Raw genomic sequence first — 16,468 nt, 5'->3', positions numbered from 1 at the left:
GCTGCCGAGCCCCCTTACCCTGTGCCATCAACCAGGGGGGGAGGGCATGTCCACAACGTATATCTTCGCGGGTTTCGCGGTCGGTCTGCTGGTCGGCATGACCGGGGTCGGCGGCGGCTCGCTGATGACGCCGCTGCTGACCTTGCTGTTCGGCGTCTCCCCCGCGGTGGCGGTCGGCACCGACCTGGCCTTCGCTTCCATCACCAAGGGCGCCGGTACCATCACCCACCGCTTCAACCGCACCGTGCAATGGCCGATCGTCGGCCGCCTGTGCCTGGGCGCCTTGCCAGCCGCGCTGGCGGCAACGCTGGCCTTGAAGTATGTCGGCGGCCTGGACGAGGAGATCGGGGGGCTGATCCGCTATTCGATCGCCGTGTCCGTGATGCTGACCGTGCTCGCGCTGCTGTTCCGGGGCCGCCTGCTGGCCTGGATCGGCGCGCATCCGGCGCGCCAGCTGCGGGGCAGGGCGCTTGCCGCCGCCACCGTCGCCGCGGGGGCGGTACTTGGCCTGCTCGTCACGGTGTCCTCGATCGGGGCCGGCGCGATCGGCGCCACGCTGCTGGTGCTGCTGTATCCCCACCTGAGCGCGGCCGAGGTGGCGGGCACCGACATCGCCTATGCCGTGCCGCTGACGGCAATCGCCGCGCTGGGCCACTGGTGGCTGGGCTCGATCGACCCGGCATTGCTGCTGACCCTGCTCATCGGTTCGGTGCCCGGCATCACGCTCGGCGCGATGGCGGCGCGCAAGGTGCCGGAGCGCTTGCTGCGGGGCTTGCTGGCCACCACGCTGACCGGGGTGGCGGCCAAGCTGGTGCTCTGATTGCGTCCGCTTAATAGCGGTTCGTGTCTATGCAAATGAGGAATGCTTCGTTTGTAATATACGAACTGCGTGAGAACATGGCAGCCCGTTAGAAGAATTTGTAATAAGGGCGCCCATGCAGACCTCTCCCGGCCGCGTCATCCCAGGTTTCGGGATCTCGCTCGGCTTCACGATTTTCTACCTTGCGCTGATCGTGCTGATTCCGCTGTCGGCGGTCTTCCTGAAGACCTTCACGATGAGCTGGGACGCGTTCTGGACCGCCGTCACGTCCGAGCGCGTGGTCGCATCCTACAAGCTCAGCTTCGGCGCCTCGCTGCTGGCCGCCTTCGTCAACGTGATCTTCGGCGGCATCGTGGCCTGGGTGCTGGTGCGCTACAACTTCCCCGGCAAGCGCATCGTCGACGCCCTGGTCGACCTGCCCTTCGCCCTGCCCACGGCGGTGGCCGGCATCACGCTCACCGCCCTGTATTCGCACAACGGCCTGATCGGCGAGCAACTGGCCAAGCTCGGCATCAAGGTGGCCTTCACCCCGCTGGGGGTGCTGGTGGCCCTGACCTTCATCGGCCTGCCCTTTGTCGTGCGCACGGTGCAGCCGGTGCTGGAAGAAGCCGAGCGCGAACTGGAAGAAGCCGCCGCCAGCCTGGGCGCCTCGCCGCTGCAGACCTTCTGGCGGGTGGTGCTGCCGGCCATCGTGCCGGCCCTCCTGACCGGCTTCGCGCTGGCCTTCGCGCGCGCGACCGGCGAATACGGCTCCGTCATCTTCATCGCCGGCAACCTGCCGATGGTGTCCGAGATCACGCCGCTCTTCATCATCACCAAGCTGGAACAATACGACTACGCGGGCGCCACGGCGATCGCGGTGGTAATGCTGATCATTTCCTTCATCCTGCTGCTGACCATCAACCTGCTGCAGGCCTGGACCCGCAAGCGGGCCGGCAAGGGAGGACGCAAGGCATGAGCGCCGTCCTCGACCACATCCAGCCCGCGCCGCGCGCCTCCGCGCCCGCCCGCCGCCCGCGCACCAATGTGCTCGAGCCGGACTGGGTGCGCTACCTGCTCATCGCGACCGCGCTCGGCTTCCTGGCCCTGTTCCTGTTCGTGCCGCTGGCGGCCGTGTTCGCCGAGGCGCTGAAGAAGGGCTGGGACACCTACCTGGAATCGATCCGCGACCCGGATGCGCTGTCCGCCATCAGGCTGACCCTGATCGCGGCCGGCATCTCGGTGCCGCTCAACCTCGTGTTCGGCGTCGCCGCCGCCTGGGCCATCGCCAAGTTCGAGTTCCGCGGCAAGAGTATCCTGCTGACCCTGATCGACCTGCCGTTCTCGGTCTCGCCCGTGATCGCCGGCCTGATCTACGTGCTGCTGTTCGGCGCCCAGGGCTGGTTCGGCGCCTGGCTCGCCGAGCACGACATCAAGATCCTGTTCGCCGTGCCGGGCATCGTGCTGGCCACCGTCTTCATTACCTTCCCCTTCGTGGCGCGCGAGCTGATCCCGCTGATGCAGCAGCAGGGCACCGAGGAGGAAGAGGCGGCGCTGGTGCTGGGCGCGTCCGGCTGGTCCACCTTCTTCCGGGTGACGCTCCCGAACATCAAGTGGGGCCTGCTGTACGGCGTCATCCTGTGCAATGCGCGTGCGATGGGCGAGTTCGGCGCGGTGTCGGTGGTCTCGGGCCATATTCGCGGCGAAACCAATACCATGCCGCTGCAGGTCGAGATCCTCTATAACGAATACAACTTCACGGCCGCGTTCGCGATCGCATCGCTGCTGGCGCTGCTCGCGCTGGTGACGCTGGCGGTGAAGAGCCTGATCGAATGGCGCCTGCACCAGGTACGCAGGGCGGCCGCCGAAGAACGACAGAAGGAAGCCTGACCATGACGATCGAAGTCCAACACATCCGCAAGCAGTTCGGCCAGTTCACCGCGCTCGACGACGTCTCGCTGCAGTTCCCCGACGGCCAGCTGACCGCGCTGCTGGGACCTTCCGGCTGCGGCAAGACCACCCTGCTGCGCGTGATCGCCGGCCTGGAACACCCCGATTCGGGCGCCGTCCTGCTCGACGGCGAGGATGCGTCGCACCGCCACGTGCGCGAGCGCCAGGTCGGCTTCGTGTTCCAGCACTACGCCCTGTTCAAGCACATGACCGTGTTCGAGAACGTGGCCTTCGGCCTGCGCGTGAAGCCGCGCCGCGAACGCCCGTCCGAACAGCAGATCCGCGACAAGGTGCGCCAGCTGCTCGAGCTGGTGCAGCTCGACTGGATCGCCGACCGCTATCCGCCGCAGCTGTCGGGCGGCCAGCGCCAGCGGATCGCCCTGGCGCGCGCGCTGGCCGTCGAGCCGCGCGTGCTGCTGCTCGACGAACCCTTCGGCGCGCTGGACGCCAAGGTGCGCAAGGAACTGCGGCGCTGGCTGCGCCGCCTGCACGACGAGCTGCACGTGACCTCGATCTTCGTCACCCATGACCAGGAAGAGGCGCTGGAAGTGGCCGACCAGGTGGTCCTGATGAACAAGGGCCGCGTCGAGCAGCTCGGCGCGCCAGGCGAGGTGTACAACAAGCCGGCGTCGCCGTTTGTCTACGGCTTCCTGGGCAACGTCAACCTGTTCCACGGCCGCGTGCACGAAGGCGTGCTGGCCAGTGGCGACGTGCGCTTCCAGGCGCCCCAGCACAGCGGCGTGCGCAACGGCGAAGGCATCGGCTACGTGCGTCCGCACGAGCTCGACGTCGAGCGCTACGTGCCGGGTGCGGGCGGGCAGGGCGGCGTGGTGGCCAGGCTGCGCCGCGCCCATGCGATCGGCCCGCTGGCCCAGCTCGACCTGGAGCGGGCCGACAACCAGCAGCTGGTCGAGGCGGTGATGCCGAACGAGCTGTTCGCGCGCTACGGTTTCCGCGAAGGCGACACCCTGGTGCTCAAGCCGCGCCGCATCGACGTCTTCGTCGACGCGGGCGAAGGCATATGAACTTCCAGCAGCTGCGCTCGGTGCGCGAGACGGCGCGCCGCGACTTCAGCCTGACCGAGGTGGCCAACGCCCTGTTCACCTCGCAGCCGGGAGTGTCGCGCCAGATCCGCGAACTCGAGGACGAACTCGGGGTCGTGATCTTCGAGCGCAACGGCAAGCGCCTGACCGGCCTGACGCCGCCCGGCAAGGACATCCTCAGGATCGTCGAGAAGCTGCTGGTGGAAGCCGAGAACCTGCAGCAGGCCAGCGCCGAATTCGCGGCCCAGGACAGCGGCACGCTCACGGTGGCCGTGACCCACACCCAGGCGCGCTACGCCCTGCCGCAGGTGGTGCAGTCCTTCCGCAACGCCTTCCCCGGCGTGCGCATCGCCCTGCAGCAAAGCGCGCCGGAACACATCGCGGAGTGGGTCTTGTCGGGCAGGGCCGACATCGGCATCGCGACCGAAGGCCTGTCGGCCTTTCCCGACCTGGTGTCCTTTCCCTGCTACCGCTGGAGCCACCTGGTGGTGGCACCGGAAGGGCATCCGATCTTCTCGTTACGCCAGCCGCTGCGCCTGGACGACCTGGCCGAGCATCCCCTGATCACCTACGACGTCGGCTTCACGGGGCGCAGCCACATCGATGCGGCCTTTGTGGAGGCGGGGCTGGCACCCGACATCGTGCTCACGGCGATGGACTCGGACGTGATCAAGCAGTACGTCGCGCTCGGGATGGGGGTGGGCATCGTGGCCTCGATGGCCTTCGACCACGGCCGCGACAAGGGCATGCGGGCGATCGAGGCCTCGCACCTGTTCGCGCCCAACGTGACACGCCTGGCGGTGCGGCGCGGCGCCTACCTGCGCGCCTACGCCTACCACTTCATCGAGCGCTTCGCTCAGGGTTACACGCGGGCGGACATCGAACGGGCACTGCAGGCCGAGCAGTAAAGGCGCTTCACTGCCCGACGTTGGTGTAGCGGGCGTGGATCTCGTCGATCCCGGCCAGTACGGCAGGCGGCAGCACCAGCTCGCTGGCGTCGATGTTTTCCTCCAGCTGCGCCATGCTGGTCGCGCCGATGATGGTCGAGGCCACGAAGGGGCGCGCGTAGCACCAGGCCAGCGCCATCTGCGCCGGTGTCAATCCATGCGCGCGCGCCAGCGCCGCGTACTCGGCGGTGGCGGCCAGCACGGCGGGCCGCACATAGCGCGGACTCCAGTTCTTCGGAAAGACCGTCAGCCGTCCGCGTGCCTGCGGGTCGTCCAGGTACTTGGCGCTGAGCTGGCCGAAGGCCAGCGGGCTGTAGGCCAGCAGGCTGATGCCTTCGCGGTAGCAAGCCTCGTCCATCAGGCTGGTCTCGAACAGGCGCGCCGTCAGGTTGTACAGGTTCTGCACGGTGGCGATGCGCGGCAGTCCATGCTGCTCGGAACGCTTGATGTACTGGCACAGTCCCCACGTGCTTTCGTTCGACACGCCGATGTGGCGGATCGTGCCTGCCCGCACCAGCTCGTCCAGCGCGCCCAGGGTTTCCGCAATCGGCACCGCCGGCCGCTCGGCATCCGGATCGAAGCGGTTGGCCCCGAAAATGGGCAGGTTGCGGCTCGGCCAGTGGACCTGGTACAGGTCGATGTAGTCGGTGTGCAGGCGGCGCAGGCTGTCCTCGACGGCGGCGCGGATGTTCACCGCGTCGAGGTTGTGGTTGGCCCCGCGGATCCACGGCATCATCTTGTTCGGTCCCGCGATCTTGGTCGCCAGCACGATGTCGTGGCGCCGTCCGGTCTTCCTGAGCCAGCTGCCGATGTAGCGCTCGGTCAGGCCCTGGGTGTCGGGACGCGCCATCACCGGATACATCTCGGCGGTATCGACGAAGTTGATGCCGCGCTCGAGTGCGTAGTCGAGCTGGCTGTGGGCCTGCGCTTCGGTGTTCTGCTCGCCGAAGGTCATGGTGCCGAGGCAGATCGGCGACACCATCAGGTCGGTTTGTCCCAGCTGCCTGCGTTCCATGCCGTTCTCCCGTTCTCCCGTTTTCAGGCTTGCCGCAGCGCGGCCGCGCAGTCGCGCACCAGCGCCGGGCCGGCGTAGATGAAGCCGGTGTAGAGCTGCACCAGCTGCGCCCCGGCCGCGATCTTGGCACGCGCATCCTCGCCGCGCATGATGCCGCCCACGCCGATGATCGGCAGCGCATCGCCCAGCTCGCTCTTCAATAAACGGATCACCGTGTTCGACAGTTCGAACACCGGCGCGCCCGACAGGCCGCCGGCTTCCTCGCCATGGCGCATGCCCTGTACCGCTGTGCGGCTGAGCGTGGTATTGGTCGCGATCACGCCGTCGATCTTGTGGCGCAGCAGGGCGCCGGCGATGTTGCGCACCTGCTCGGCGTCGATGTCGGGGGCGATCTTCAGCGCCACCGGCACATAGCGCTTGTGCTGGTCCGCCAGCCGCAGCTGCGCGTCCTTCAGCTGCGACAGCAGGGCATCGAGTTCGGATTCGCCCTGCAACTGGCGCAGGTTCTTGGTGTTGGGCGAGGAGATGTTGACCGTCACGTAGCTGGCGTAAGGGTAGACCTTGCGCAGGCAGTGCAGGTAGTCGTCGGCGGCGCGCTCGATCGGGGTGTCGGCGTTCTTGCCGATGTTCAGGCCGAGCACGCCCGCTTTCTCCTGGTAGAAGCGGGAAGCCTGCACGTTGCCCACAAACGCGTCCACGCCGCCATTGTTGAAACCCATGCGGTTGATGATGCCCTGCGCCTGCGGCAGGCGGAAGATGCGCGGCTTCGGATTGCCGCCCTGCGGGCGCGGGGTCACGGTGCCGATCTCGATCGAGCCGAAGCCTAGCGAAGCCAGGCCGTCGATATAGGCGCCGTCCTTGTCCAGGCCGGCGGCCAGGCCGACCGGGTTGGGGAAGCGAATGCCCATGACCGTGCGCGGGTCCGGCGCCGGCTTGCCGGCGAGTCTGGTCAGGCCGAGTGCCGCGGCACGGCGCAGCAGCGGCAGGGTCAGGTTGTGCGCCTGCTCGGCATCGAGCGAGAACAGCAGCGGACGGGCAAGGGAATACAGGATGTCGGACATGGGGGACTCATGGTGGTGATTCCCGCCATTCTACAGGGTCGGGCAACAGAGTCGAAGACGGGCCCCGGCCTGGCCTTCACGCCTCCAGCACGCTCCAGACGCCCTTGATGCGCGCTTCCAGCGGACGGAAATTGATCTTGTAGGCCATCTTCGGGCTCTGCGCGATCCAGTAGCCGAGGTAGACGTACTGCAGGCCGAGCTCGCGCGCCTGGCCCACCTGCCACATCACGTTGTAGGTGCCGAACGAGGCGCCGGGCAGGTCCGGGTCGAAGAAGGTGTAGACCGAGGACAGGCCGTCGGACAGTACGTCGATGATCGACACCATGCGCAGGGTGCCGTCGGGTTCGCGGAACTCGACCAGGCGGGTGTTTACCCGGCTCTGCAGCAGGAACTGGGCATACTGGTCGCGGCTGTCCTGGTCCATGCCGCCGCCCACGTGGCGGGTGGTCTGGTAGCGCAGGTAGAGCGCGTAGTGCTCGTCCGAGAAGGCCAGGTTGGCCACCATCGCCACCAGGCTGCCATGGCGCTTCCAGGCGCGGCGCTGGGTACGGTTGGGCGCGAAATCCTCGCATTTCACCCGCACCGGGATGCAGGCCTGGCAGCCGTCGCAATACGGGCGGTAGGTGAAGATGCCGCTACGGCGAAAGCCGCTGCGCACCAGTTCGGAATACACGTCCGCATTGATCAGGTGCGAAGGCGTGGCGACCTGCGACCTGGCCTGGCGCGCGTCGAGGTAGCTGCAAGGGTAGGGCGCCGTCGTGTAGAACTGCAGCGTTGCGAAGGGCAGGTCATTTAAGTGCGTCATGCAAGGACTCTCGAGACGACGTGGTGAACCTATTTTAGCGAATTCGGATGCGCGCCACCGTTAGCCAGCCAACCGTGTCAGGCCAGCGGCGCCACCGGTTCCCAACGGGTAATGGCCGGCTCGCGGATGGCCTGGCGCAGGTGCGCCAGGAAGGCGCTGCGCGGGATCGGGGCGGCGCCCAGCGATGCCAGGTGCCCGGTCTCCTGCTGGCAGTCGATCATGCGTACCCCATGGCTGCGCAGGAAGGCCACCAGGTAGGCCAGCGCCACCTTGGATGCGTCCGCCACCCGCGCGAACATCGACTCGCCGTAGAACATGCGGCCGATGCACACGCCATAGGCGCCGCCCACCAGTTCGCCGTCGTGCCACAGTTCGGACGAATGGGCATAGCCCATCGCGTGCAGGCCGGTGTAGCCGGCGATGATGTCTTCCGAGATCCAGGTGCCCGGCCCATCGCGGCGCGGCGCCGCGCAGGCCCGCATCACGTCCTCGAAGGCGCTGTCGAAGCGCACTTCCCACGGGCCGCCCTCGTGCCGGCTGCGCTCGACGCGGCGCAGCGTCTTGCGCAGGCTGTTGCTGAGCTTGAAGTGCGCGGTCTCGAGCACCATGCGCGGGTCGGTGCTCCACCACAGGATGGGCTGGCCTTCGGAAAACCAGGGAAAGATGCCGTTCTGGTAAGCCAGCAGCAGGCGCTGCGGCGACAGGTCGGCGCCGGCCGCGAGCAGGCCGGGCGCGTCGGCCGTCAGCGCCTCGGACACGTCGGGAAAGGGCGAAGTCGGCTCGAGCCAGGGAATCATGGTGGCGTAGGCGTCAGTCCGGTTCGCGCGGCGCCAGCATCGGGCGCACGATGTCGCGGCTATGGAAGCCATAGCTGCCGCCCTCGCGCACCCTGGCGCGGTCGGCGAAGAACAGTTCCAGCGTGGTGCGCACGGTGGGGAAGGCCAGCTCGTCCCAGGGAATGCTGTCCTGGGTGAACAGCTGCACGTCCAGGCTTTCCTCGCCCGGGGCGAAGTCGAGGCTGCGCAGGCGGGCCAGGTAGAACAAATGAACCTGGTGCACATGGGCCACGTTCAGCAGGGTGAACAGCTTGCCCAGTTCGACGTCGGCGCCGGCTTCTTCTTCCGTTTCGCGCACGGCGGCCTGCTCGGTGGTTTCCTCGTTTTCCATGAAGCCGGCCGGCAGCGTCCAGTAGCCATGGCGCGGCTCGATCGCGCGCTTGCACAGCAGCACCTGCAGCTTGCCGTCATGCTCCCAGACGGGAATCGAGCCGATCACCAGTTTCGGGTTCTGGTAGTGGATGGTGTGGCAGTGCGGGCAGACGTAGCGCGGCCGGTTGTCGCCTTCGGGAACCGCCAGGGCGACCGGATGGGCGCACTCGGAACAGAATTTCATAGGTCAGCAGCAGATTGAGATTGTGCTTACTTTACACTGAATTTCCCGCCCCATGCCGTCCGCCGCGCATGCCCCATGCGGTCGCCGATGGGCCAGGCCTTTCTGCAATCGCCCGCTCAGGAAGGATTGGATTTGCCTGATGAGGCGTTTGCGCGTATAATTCATTCCATCAGACGCGGGGTGGAGCAGTCTGGCAGCTCGTCGGGCTCATAACCCGAAGGTCACAGGTTCAAATCCTGTCCCCGCAACCAAATACGAAGCCGTTGATCCAGCAGGATCAGCGGCTTTTTCGTTTGCGCGGTAAGGAGCCAGCGCGAGCCAGCGCAAGCCCGCCGCATCCGCATGGAATCCTGCCGCGCCACGCCGGTCCCAGGGATGATGGCCGGCGCAGCCGCAGCCACAGCCACGGCATGGGGGCGGATCCATGATCGACATCGACTACATCAACGAGGCATGGGGCTGGGCCGGCCTGTACGCGGTCGAGGTCCTGGGTGCGAACCCTTTCGGCAACCTGATCCTGCGCGACGACGGAGGATCTTACTGGCGCCTGCGTCCGCAGGACCTGTGCTGCGAACCGGTGGCCGCCAGCCGCGCCGCCTTCGATGCCCTGGCCTATGACCAGGCCTTCCTGAACGACTGGTACATGCCGGAAGTCGTGCGCCTGGCCGAAGCCATCCTCGGTCCGCTGCCGCACGGGCGCAGCTACTGCCTCAGGATTCCCAGCGCGCTCGGCGGGCGCTACCGGCGCGACAACCTGGCCACCGCGCCGCTGCCGGCACTGATCCGCTTCTCCGGTGACGGCGCGCGCCAGCTCGGGATCGCGCCGCGCCGGCACTGATGCCTCAGGCGTCGGCCAGGCTGGCCCACAGGTAGGCCGCCGCCATCGTGCGCTGCGGCGCATAGGCGGCCAGCAGGCGCTGCGCGGTCGGGATGTCCGGCCGGGCCGGGCCTCCGTGCAGCCGGTGCAGGGCCGTGCGCACCGCCACGTCCCCTTCCAGCGAACAGTCCGGATAGCCATAGCCACGCAGCAGCGTGTAATTCACCGTCCATGGCCCGATGCCCTTGATGGCCAGCAGTTCGCGCACCAGTTCGTCCACCGGGCGCTGGGGCGCGAGCACCAGGCTGCCGTCGGCGACCAGGCGTGCCAGGCGCAGCAGGGTGTCCGCCTTGGCCCGAGAAAATTTTCTGCTCGTCAGATCTTCCAATGCAAGCCGGGCCACGTCGGCCGCCTCCGGGTAGCACCACAGGCCGCACGGATGCCGGCGCCCGGCCAGGACGATGAAGCTGCGGCGCAGGGAGATGGCAAAGGGCAGGTTGATCTGCTGGCCGATGATGGCCCAGGTCAGCGCTTCGAAGATGGTGGCCGACTGCACGATGCGCAGGCCGGGGTGGCGCGCCGCCACCGGGCCGAGGACGGGATCGTCGCGTACCAGGGCGAGGAAGTCGGCCGGGTCGATGCGCAGGCCGAGGATGTTCAGCAGGGCTTCGCGTGCCTGGGCCAGCAGTGCCGGACCCGCGTCGCCCTCCGCGTCCACGCTGCAGCGGGCCGCCTGGTCGCCGAAGCGCGCTTCCAGCACGACCGGCGTGCCGCTCAGCAGCACGCCCTTGCGCAAGCCCTCCGGGCTCACCTGTTCCGCGATGCCTTCCGCATCCCGTCCGTGGAAGGCGAGCACGTCCGCGGTGCGGTAGCCCCGCGGCAGCGCGAGGACCAGGTCGGACCGCATCTACTTGGCGCGCGCCGCCGGCGCGCGCAGGAAGGAAGGCACGAAGCCGGTCACCAGCGCGGTCCCGACCAGCACGATGCCGGATCCGAGCAGGGTGTGCCAGCCGATCACCTCATGCAGGAAGATGGCGCCCCACAGGATGCCGAACATCGGGTTCAGGAAGGTCACCGTGAGCGCCGACGTCGTGCCGACTTCCTCGATCAGCTTGAAATAGAGGATGTAGGCGATGCCGCTGCAGAGCACGCCCAGCGCCAGCACGGCGGCCCAGATCCCGGCCGTTGGCTCGCCCGGCGCCGGAAAGAAGGGCAGGGCCGGGATCACGAACAGGGTCGCCGCCCACATCGAGCCGTGCGCATTGGCGAAGGGCGGCACCGCCCCGGCCGACCTGGCGTACTGGCTGGCGATGCTGTAGCAGAAGGCCGCGACCAGCGCCGCGCCGATCGCGAGGGCCGCGCCCGGGCGTTCCGACACATGGTCGAAGCCGACCAGCAGGGCCACGCCGGCCGTGCCCAGTACCAGGCCGAGGCCGGTGCGCGCCGACACCCCCTGGCGTGCCCACACCGCACCGACCAGCGCGCCGAACATCGGGGCGGTGGCGTTCAGCACCGACAGCACCGAGGCCGACAGGGTGCGCGCGGCAAACGCGAACAGCAGGAAGGGCAGCGCGGAATTGAAGAAGCCCAGCATCAGGTAGTGCTTCCAGTGCTGGCGCAGGTCGAGCGGCGCGGCGCCGGCGCCGCCTTTGCGGCGGCGCATGAGCCAGGCGACGGCGGCCAGGAACAGGGCCGCGAACAGCACCCGGTACTCGATCAGCACGGCCGGGCCGAGCACGGGCGCGGCGATGCGCATGAACAGGAAGGAGCCGCCCCAGATGGCGGCCAGCGCCACCAGGCGCAGCATGTTAATGGTGTTCATCGTGGGACTGCCAGGGAAAAAGTAAGCATGCTGGGGCCGCGGCGCGCGGCGCGCCATCCGTTTTTTGCTGCGTTTTTTGCGCGGGCATTCAGGTGGCGCATGCAGCCGCACCCTGGACCGGGAGGGGGCAGGCTGCGGTACTGGCGGCGTGCGGGGCGGCGGCATGCGGCACCAGCAGGCGCGCCGGCACCCCGTTCTTCACGGCCGTCATCTCGGCCATGATGGAAATCGCGATCTCGGCCGGCGTGCGGCTGCCGATGTAGATGCCGATCGGCGCATGCAGGCGCGCCAGCTCGGCCTCGCCGAGGTCGAACAGCCTGAGGCGTTCGCGGCGCCGTTCGTTGTTCAGGCGCGAGCCAATCGCGCCGACGTAGAAGGCGTCGGACTTGAGCGCCTCCATCAGCGCCAGGTCGTCCAGCTTGGGGTCGTGGGTGAGGGCGACGACCGCGCTGCGCGGGTCGAGGCGCGCCTCGATCACCAGGTCGTCCGGCATGGCGTGTACCAGTTCCACGCCCGCCAGGTTCCAGCCGCTGCGGTATTCCTCGCGCGGGTCGCACACGGTGACGCGGTAGTCCATGCCGCTCGCCACCTGCGCCAGGAAGCGCGACAGCGGCCCGGCGCCGATGATGAACAGGCGCCAGCGCGGGCCGTGGATGGTCGCCAGCACGCCGCCGTGTTCCGGCTCGATGCGCTGCACGGCGCCGGCGGCGGCGCGCGCCAGGCTGACCGCGCCGCTGGCCAGCGCCAGGCGCCGCTCCACCAGTTCGCCCGCCTGCAGGCGGGCCAGGAGCTCGCCGATGCGGCTGTCCGGGGTCAAGGTCTCGAGCGCCAGCTCGATGGTGCCGCCGCAGGGCAGGCCGAAGCGGTGCGCCTCGTCGGCGCTGATGCCGTAGCTCAGGATCTCGGGCAGGCGCGCCGCGATGCCGTGCTCGCGCACGCGCGCGATCAGGTCGTCCTCGATGCAGCCGCCGGAGACCGAGCCGGCCACGCTGCCGTCCTCGCAGATGGCGAGCGTGGCGCCGACCGGACGCGGGCTCGAGCCCCAGGTCTTGATCACGGTGACCAGCTGGCAGCGGCGGCCGGCGGCAAGCCACGCGTTGCAGGTCTTGAGTACGTCGAGGTCGATGCTGTCCATAGTGGACAATGATACAAAAAACGGGAGAGGTCTGCCGGGCGGGACGGCGCGCGCGCTGTCCCGCCTTCTGCCTGCGGGGCCCGGCGAGCGCCGGGCCCCGCGTCGGACCGCTGTCAGGGCAGGAAGCGGTCGTGGTACTCCGGCACCGACAGGAACTGTCCGATGACGACGACTTCCGGCACGCCGGCGTCCAGCTTGCCGGTCCAGTAGTCGATCTCGGCGCTGGTCGGATCGCGGTCGAGCAGGCCCAGGTAGCCCAGCGCGGCGGTCACGCCGTGGTCGGTGGCCGCCCGGTACTCGGCCGACTGGGCAAAGCCCAGCAGCACTTCGCCCCGCGCCAGTCCGCCCGCCAGCTGCGCGGTCCAGAAACCGAGGCCGGCGCTGTCGCCCTCGCGCCCGAGGACATTCTGGTACAGCTGGCGCATGAATCCGGCATCGTCCAGACGGCCATAGCTGGCCATGAACTCGGCGCTCGTCGCCAGGTCCTGGGCCACGGTCGCCAGCGATGCGCCACTGCCAACCTGCCCCGTCCAGTAGGCCAGGCCAGCGCCATCCGGCAGGCGCTCGAAGGCGGCGAGGTAGAGCCGCGCCAGGGCGGCGGTGCCGCCCTGGAACTCGGCCGAGTCGAGGAAGGTCGACACCAGCTGTGCCTTGTCCATCATGCCGCTGTCGAGCAGCCCCTGCCACCAGCCCCACTCGGCGGCCTGCGCTTCGCGGAACAGCAGGTCGCGGTACAGCTCCATCACGAACAGCTTGTTGTTGCCGAAGACGTCGTTGTCCTTGACGCCGACGCTCAGGCCATGCGCCGCTTCGAGCGCATCCGGGAACTGGTCGCCGTCGCTGTCCGGTCCGAGCGGGGTGGCGCGCATGCCTGGCGCTGCCAGGCCGCTGATGATGCCGTCGGCCTTGCCGTCGGCATCGAAGGCGCCGCCATCGACAATGGTGAAGTCCAGGCGCGTGCGTCCGCCTTCGCTCACCAGCTTGCCGCCGTGGGCGGCGCTGGCCAGGTTGGCCCAGTTGCCGCCGGCGTCCCGCTGCCAGTAGCCGTTCACCGGAATGGCGCCATCGAGATAGAGGCTGAAGTGCCCGGCCGCACCGGCCTGCGCCAGCGCCGCCTTGAAGCCGAGCTGGCCCAGCGGCAGCGTCAGGCCGTCCGGGGTGGTAGGGGCGTCGAGCTGCCGGATCTCCGTGAAGATGGTGGCGGCCGCACCGGCCGGCGCCTTGCCCTCGACCGAGTCGGCGACCAGGGACAGGTACACCGGCGCGGCGTTGCCAGGATCGGTCTGCGCCTTGCCGGTCAGCAGGAAGGGCAGGGAGCCGACGTTGGCCTGGGTACTGTCGGCCCGGCCGTCGCCATTGCCGTCGCCGCGCGCGCTGCCAGCGCCCGGCAGGGAAGGCACCAGTAGCTCGACGGCACCGGGAACCGCGTCGCCATCGTTCGGGGTCTCGTCGACATCCTGCACACGTACCGTCAGCAGCTGGCTGGCGCTGCCGCTGGCGTCGACGGCGCTGACCTCGACCAGGTAGGTGTTGTCGGCCGCGCCGTCGCCCAGGTCCAGCGGCTGCTCGAAGTCCGGGGCGGTGACGAAGCGCAGGGCGCCGGTCGCCGCATCGATCGTGAAGCGCGCGGCATCGGCGCCGCCGGTGATCGCATAGCTTACCGCGCCCGCCGCCTCGGCCCGCACCGTGGTCACGGCCAGCGTGTTTTCCTCGACCGCGACCGTGGCCAGCGCTTCGCCGCCGCCGCTGACGATGCGCGGCACGATGATCGCCGCGCCGCCCGGATCGACGATGACGCCGTTGGCGATGCCGTCGGCGTCGAACTCGCCGCCATCGGTCAGGCTGAAGCTGAGCATGGTCTTGTCACCGACGATGCTCGCCGTCGCCAGGTTGACCCAGCCGTTCGCGGTTTGCTTGTAATAGCCGTTGACCCCGAGCGACTTGTCGACATACATCTGGATCTGGACGGTGGCGCCCACCGCCAGTCCCTTGATATCGAAGTCGAACTGGCCGAGCGGCATCTTGGCATTGCGCGGCAGGCCGGCCGGCGCGGCGCTGTTGCTGACGTTCGTCAGGCTCAGGCCCTCGGCGACCTCGATGGTCGCGTAGCGCTTGTCGGCGCCGACCGTGCCGACCGTCGCCAGCGAGGCGACGTTGACCTGGGTGCTGTCGGCGATGCCGTCGCCGTTGCCGTCGCCGCGCGCGCCGCCGTGCGCGCTCGGCACCGGGTCCTCGGCCGAGTTCAGGCGGCCGTCGCCGTCGAGGTCGGGGTCGTCGACATCGGGGGCGCCGTCGCGGTCGGCGTCGCGCAGCAGGTTGACGGTCAGCGACTGGGTGTCGCTGGCGCCGCGCATGTCGCTCACGGTCACGTCCACCTGGTAGCTGCCGGCGTTGCGGGCGTCGCGCAGCGACAGGGCACCGCTGGCGGCGTCGATCGTGAACAGTGCGGCGTCGGCGCCGCTGATGCTGTAGCTGAGTGTGTCGCCGGCGTCGGTGTCGGCCGCCTTCACCGTGGTCACCGCCTTGTGGCCTTCGACGATGTCGATGCTGGCACTGTCACCGCCGCCATTGCTGGTGATGACAGGCGCGCTATTGAAGCCGATGCTGAAGAACTGCGAAGTGGTGCTGGACAGTGCGTTGCCCGCCAGGTCGAGCACACCGCCCGCTGGCAGGCTGACGATCCAGGTGCCGCCATGGCTGGCGTTCCAGCCGCCGGCCGGCGCGTCCACCGTGTAGCGTGCGATGCCGCTGGCGGCATCCCAGCTGGCGGCGGAGACCGCCAGTGCGGCAGGCGCACCCACGGCGCTTATCAGCAGGTCCGCCGTGCCGATGCTGGCGGCGTCGATGCCGGCGCCGGCGTCGGCATAGCGGACCTCGATGACGAAGGACTGGTTGGACGCCGGGTTTTCCAGGGCCGGACGCAGGATGGTGGCGACCGTGGGCGCCGCGCGGTCGATCGTGATCGCGGTGCCATTCGCGGTGACCGCGCTGGTATTGCCCGCGATGTCAATCTGGCGCACCTGGACCTGCCCGGCGGCGTAGCTGCCCGGTGCCAGCGTGAAGCTGCTGCCGCTGCCCGCGGTCCAGGCGCCGCTGGCGCTGCTGCGGTATTCCCAGCGCGCGCCGGGCGCGAGCATGACGTCGACCGTGCCGGTCGCGCTCACGCCGTCGCTGGTGCTGGCGCCGGTATCGCTGGCGAGCGCCATGCCGGGCGCCGCGGGCGCCGTCAGGATCGCCAGCCCGGCAGCGTTCAGGCCAGCCGCGCTGGTGTTGCCGGCCAGGTCGGTCTGGCGCACCTGGACCTCGCCGGCGGCGTAGCTGCCCGGTGCCAGCGTGAAGCTGCTGCCTGAGCCCGCGGTCCAGCTGCCATTGCCGCTGGTGCGGTATTCCCAGCTGGCGACATCAAGGGACAGGCCGACATTCACCGTGCCGTCGCTGCTCAGGCCATCGCTGGCGCTGGATCCGGTGTCGTGGGCCAGCGCCAGGGAAGGCGCGGCGACCGACTGGTCGATGCTGATCGCGGCGCCGTTGCTGGCGGCCACGCTGGTGTTGCCGGCCAGGTCAATCTGGCGCACCTGCACCTGTCCGGCGGCATAGCTGCCGGGCGCCAGCGTGAAGCTGCTGCCGCTGCCCGCGGTCCAGCTGCCACTGCTGCTGGTGCGGTATTCCCAGCCGGCGGCAT

15 protein-coding genes and 1 tRNA gene are annotated in these 16,468 nt (G+C 68.9%); 7 read left to right on the top strand and 9 right to left on the bottom strand.

Going from position 1 to position 16,468, the window contains the following annotated elements; translation table 11 throughout:
- The first annotated feature begins 46 nt into the window (after positions 1-46).
- From LCI23_RS14565 to LCI23_RS14545, 5 genes are all read left to right on the top strand, one after another.
- Positions 47-820, top strand: a complete 774-nt coding sequence (locus LCI23_RS14565) for a sulfite exporter TauE/SafE family protein (RefSeq protein ID WP_224947175.1) — start codon at positions 47-49, stop codon at positions 818-820.
- A 115-nt stretch (positions 821-935) separates the two neighbouring features.
- Entirely contained in the window at positions 936-1,778 is an 843-nt protein-coding gene (gene cysT / locus LCI23_RS14560; RefSeq protein ID WP_224947174.1) for a sulfate ABC transporter permease subunit CysT, read from the top strand.
- Positions 1,775-2,689, top strand: a complete 915-nt coding sequence (gene cysW / locus LCI23_RS14555; protein ID WP_224947173.1) for a sulfate ABC transporter permease subunit CysW — start codon at positions 1,775-1,777, stop codon at positions 2,687-2,689. The genes cysT and cysW overlap by 4 nt, the downstream gene beginning before the upstream one ends.
- A 2-nt stretch (positions 2,690-2,691) precedes the next feature.
- Positions 2,692-3,774 carry a sulfate/molybdate ABC transporter ATP-binding protein gene (locus tag LCI23_RS14550; protein WP_224947172.1) on the top strand — a complete coding sequence of 361 codons (1,083 nt, stop codon included), beginning with the start codon at positions 2,692-2,694 and terminating at the stop codon, positions 3,772-3,774.
- Entirely contained in the window at positions 3,771-4,700 is a 930-nt protein-coding gene (locus tag LCI23_RS14545; protein WP_224947171.1) for a CysB family HTH-type transcriptional regulator, read from the top strand. Before LCI23_RS14550 ends, LCI23_RS14545 begins: the two co-directional genes overlap by 4 nt.
- 7 nt (positions 4,701-4,707) lie before the next feature.
- Here LCI23_RS14545 and LCI23_RS14540 read toward each other — a convergent pair whose 3' ends face one another.
- The 5 genes from LCI23_RS14540 to LCI23_RS14520 form a co-directional block, all read right to left on the bottom strand.
- Positions 4,708-5,754: an aldo/keto reductase gene (locus tag LCI23_RS14540; protein ID WP_224947170.1), complete on the bottom strand. Its 1,047-nt coding sequence runs from the start codon at positions 5,752-5,754 to the stop codon at positions 4,708-4,710.
- 23 nt (positions 5,755-5,777) lie between these two features.
- Positions 5,778-6,815 carry a quinone-dependent dihydroorotate dehydrogenase gene (locus LCI23_RS14535; RefSeq protein WP_224947169.1) on the bottom strand — a complete coding sequence of 346 codons (1,038 nt, stop codon included), beginning with the start codon at positions 6,813-6,815 and terminating at the stop codon, positions 5,778-5,780.
- 76 nt (positions 6,816-6,891) lie between these two features.
- Complete coding sequence (locus tag LCI23_RS14530) at positions 6,892-7,620, bottom strand: arginyltransferase (RefSeq protein WP_224947168.1); 729 nt, start codon at positions 7,618-7,620, stop codon at positions 6,892-6,894.
- Between the two features lie 77 nt (positions 7,621-7,697).
- A complete protein-coding gene (gene aat / locus LCI23_RS14525) occupies positions 7,698-8,417 on the bottom strand; it encodes a leucyl/phenylalanyl-tRNA--protein transferase (RefSeq protein WP_224947167.1) in 720 nt (239 codons plus the stop codon).
- Positions 8,418-8,430: 13 nt separating this feature from the next.
- Positions 8,431-9,012, bottom strand: coding sequence for an NUDIX hydrolase (locus LCI23_RS14520; protein WP_224947166.1), 582 nt, complete (start codon positions 9,010-9,012; stop codon positions 8,431-8,433).
- A 174-nt stretch (positions 9,013-9,186) separates the two neighbouring features.
- Here LCI23_RS14520 and LCI23_RS14515 point away from each other — a divergent pair.
- Both LCI23_RS14515 and LCI23_RS14510 read left to right on the top strand, forming a co-directional pair.
- Positions 9,187-9,263 (top strand) — tRNA-Met (locus LCI23_RS14515).
- 173 nt (positions 9,264-9,436) lie between these two features.
- Positions 9,437-9,850, top strand: coding sequence for a T6SS immunity protein Tdi1 domain-containing protein (locus tag LCI23_RS14510; RefSeq protein WP_224947165.1), 414 nt, complete (start codon positions 9,437-9,439; stop codon positions 9,848-9,850).
- A gap of 4 nt (positions 9,851-9,854) precedes the next feature.
- On the opposite strand, the gene LCI23_RS14505 is transcribed toward LCI23_RS14510, so the two are convergent.
- The 4 genes from LCI23_RS14505 to LCI23_RS14490 all read right to left on the bottom strand — a co-directional run.
- Positions 9,855-10,736, bottom strand: a complete 882-nt coding sequence (locus LCI23_RS14505) for a DNA-3-methyladenine glycosylase (protein ID WP_224947164.1) — start codon at positions 10,734-10,736, stop codon at positions 9,855-9,857.
- On the bottom strand, positions 10,737-11,651 hold the full coding sequence (locus LCI23_RS14500) for a DMT family transporter (RefSeq protein WP_224947163.1): 915 nt from the start codon (positions 11,649-11,651) through the stop codon (positions 10,737-10,739).
- A gap of 88 nt (positions 11,652-11,739) precedes the next feature.
- Positions 11,740-12,786, bottom strand: a complete 1,047-nt coding sequence (locus LCI23_RS14495; RefSeq protein WP_224947162.1) for an XdhC family protein — start codon at positions 12,784-12,786, stop codon at positions 11,740-11,742.
- A 113-nt stretch (positions 12,787-12,899) separates the two neighbouring features.
- Positions 12,900-16,468 (bottom strand): DUF4214 domain-containing protein (locus LCI23_RS14490; RefSeq protein ID WP_224947161.1); only part of this gene is annotated, 3,569 nt, incomplete at its 5' end.

Source organism: Massilia sp. MS-15, from assembly GCF_020176695.1.
Lineage (GTDB): Bacteria > Pseudomonadota > Gammaproteobacteria > Burkholderiales > Burkholderiaceae_D > Telluria > Telluria hydrophila.
Note: the sequence above shows the minus strand (reverse complement) of the source record. Positions and strands in the feature narration are given on the sequence as shown.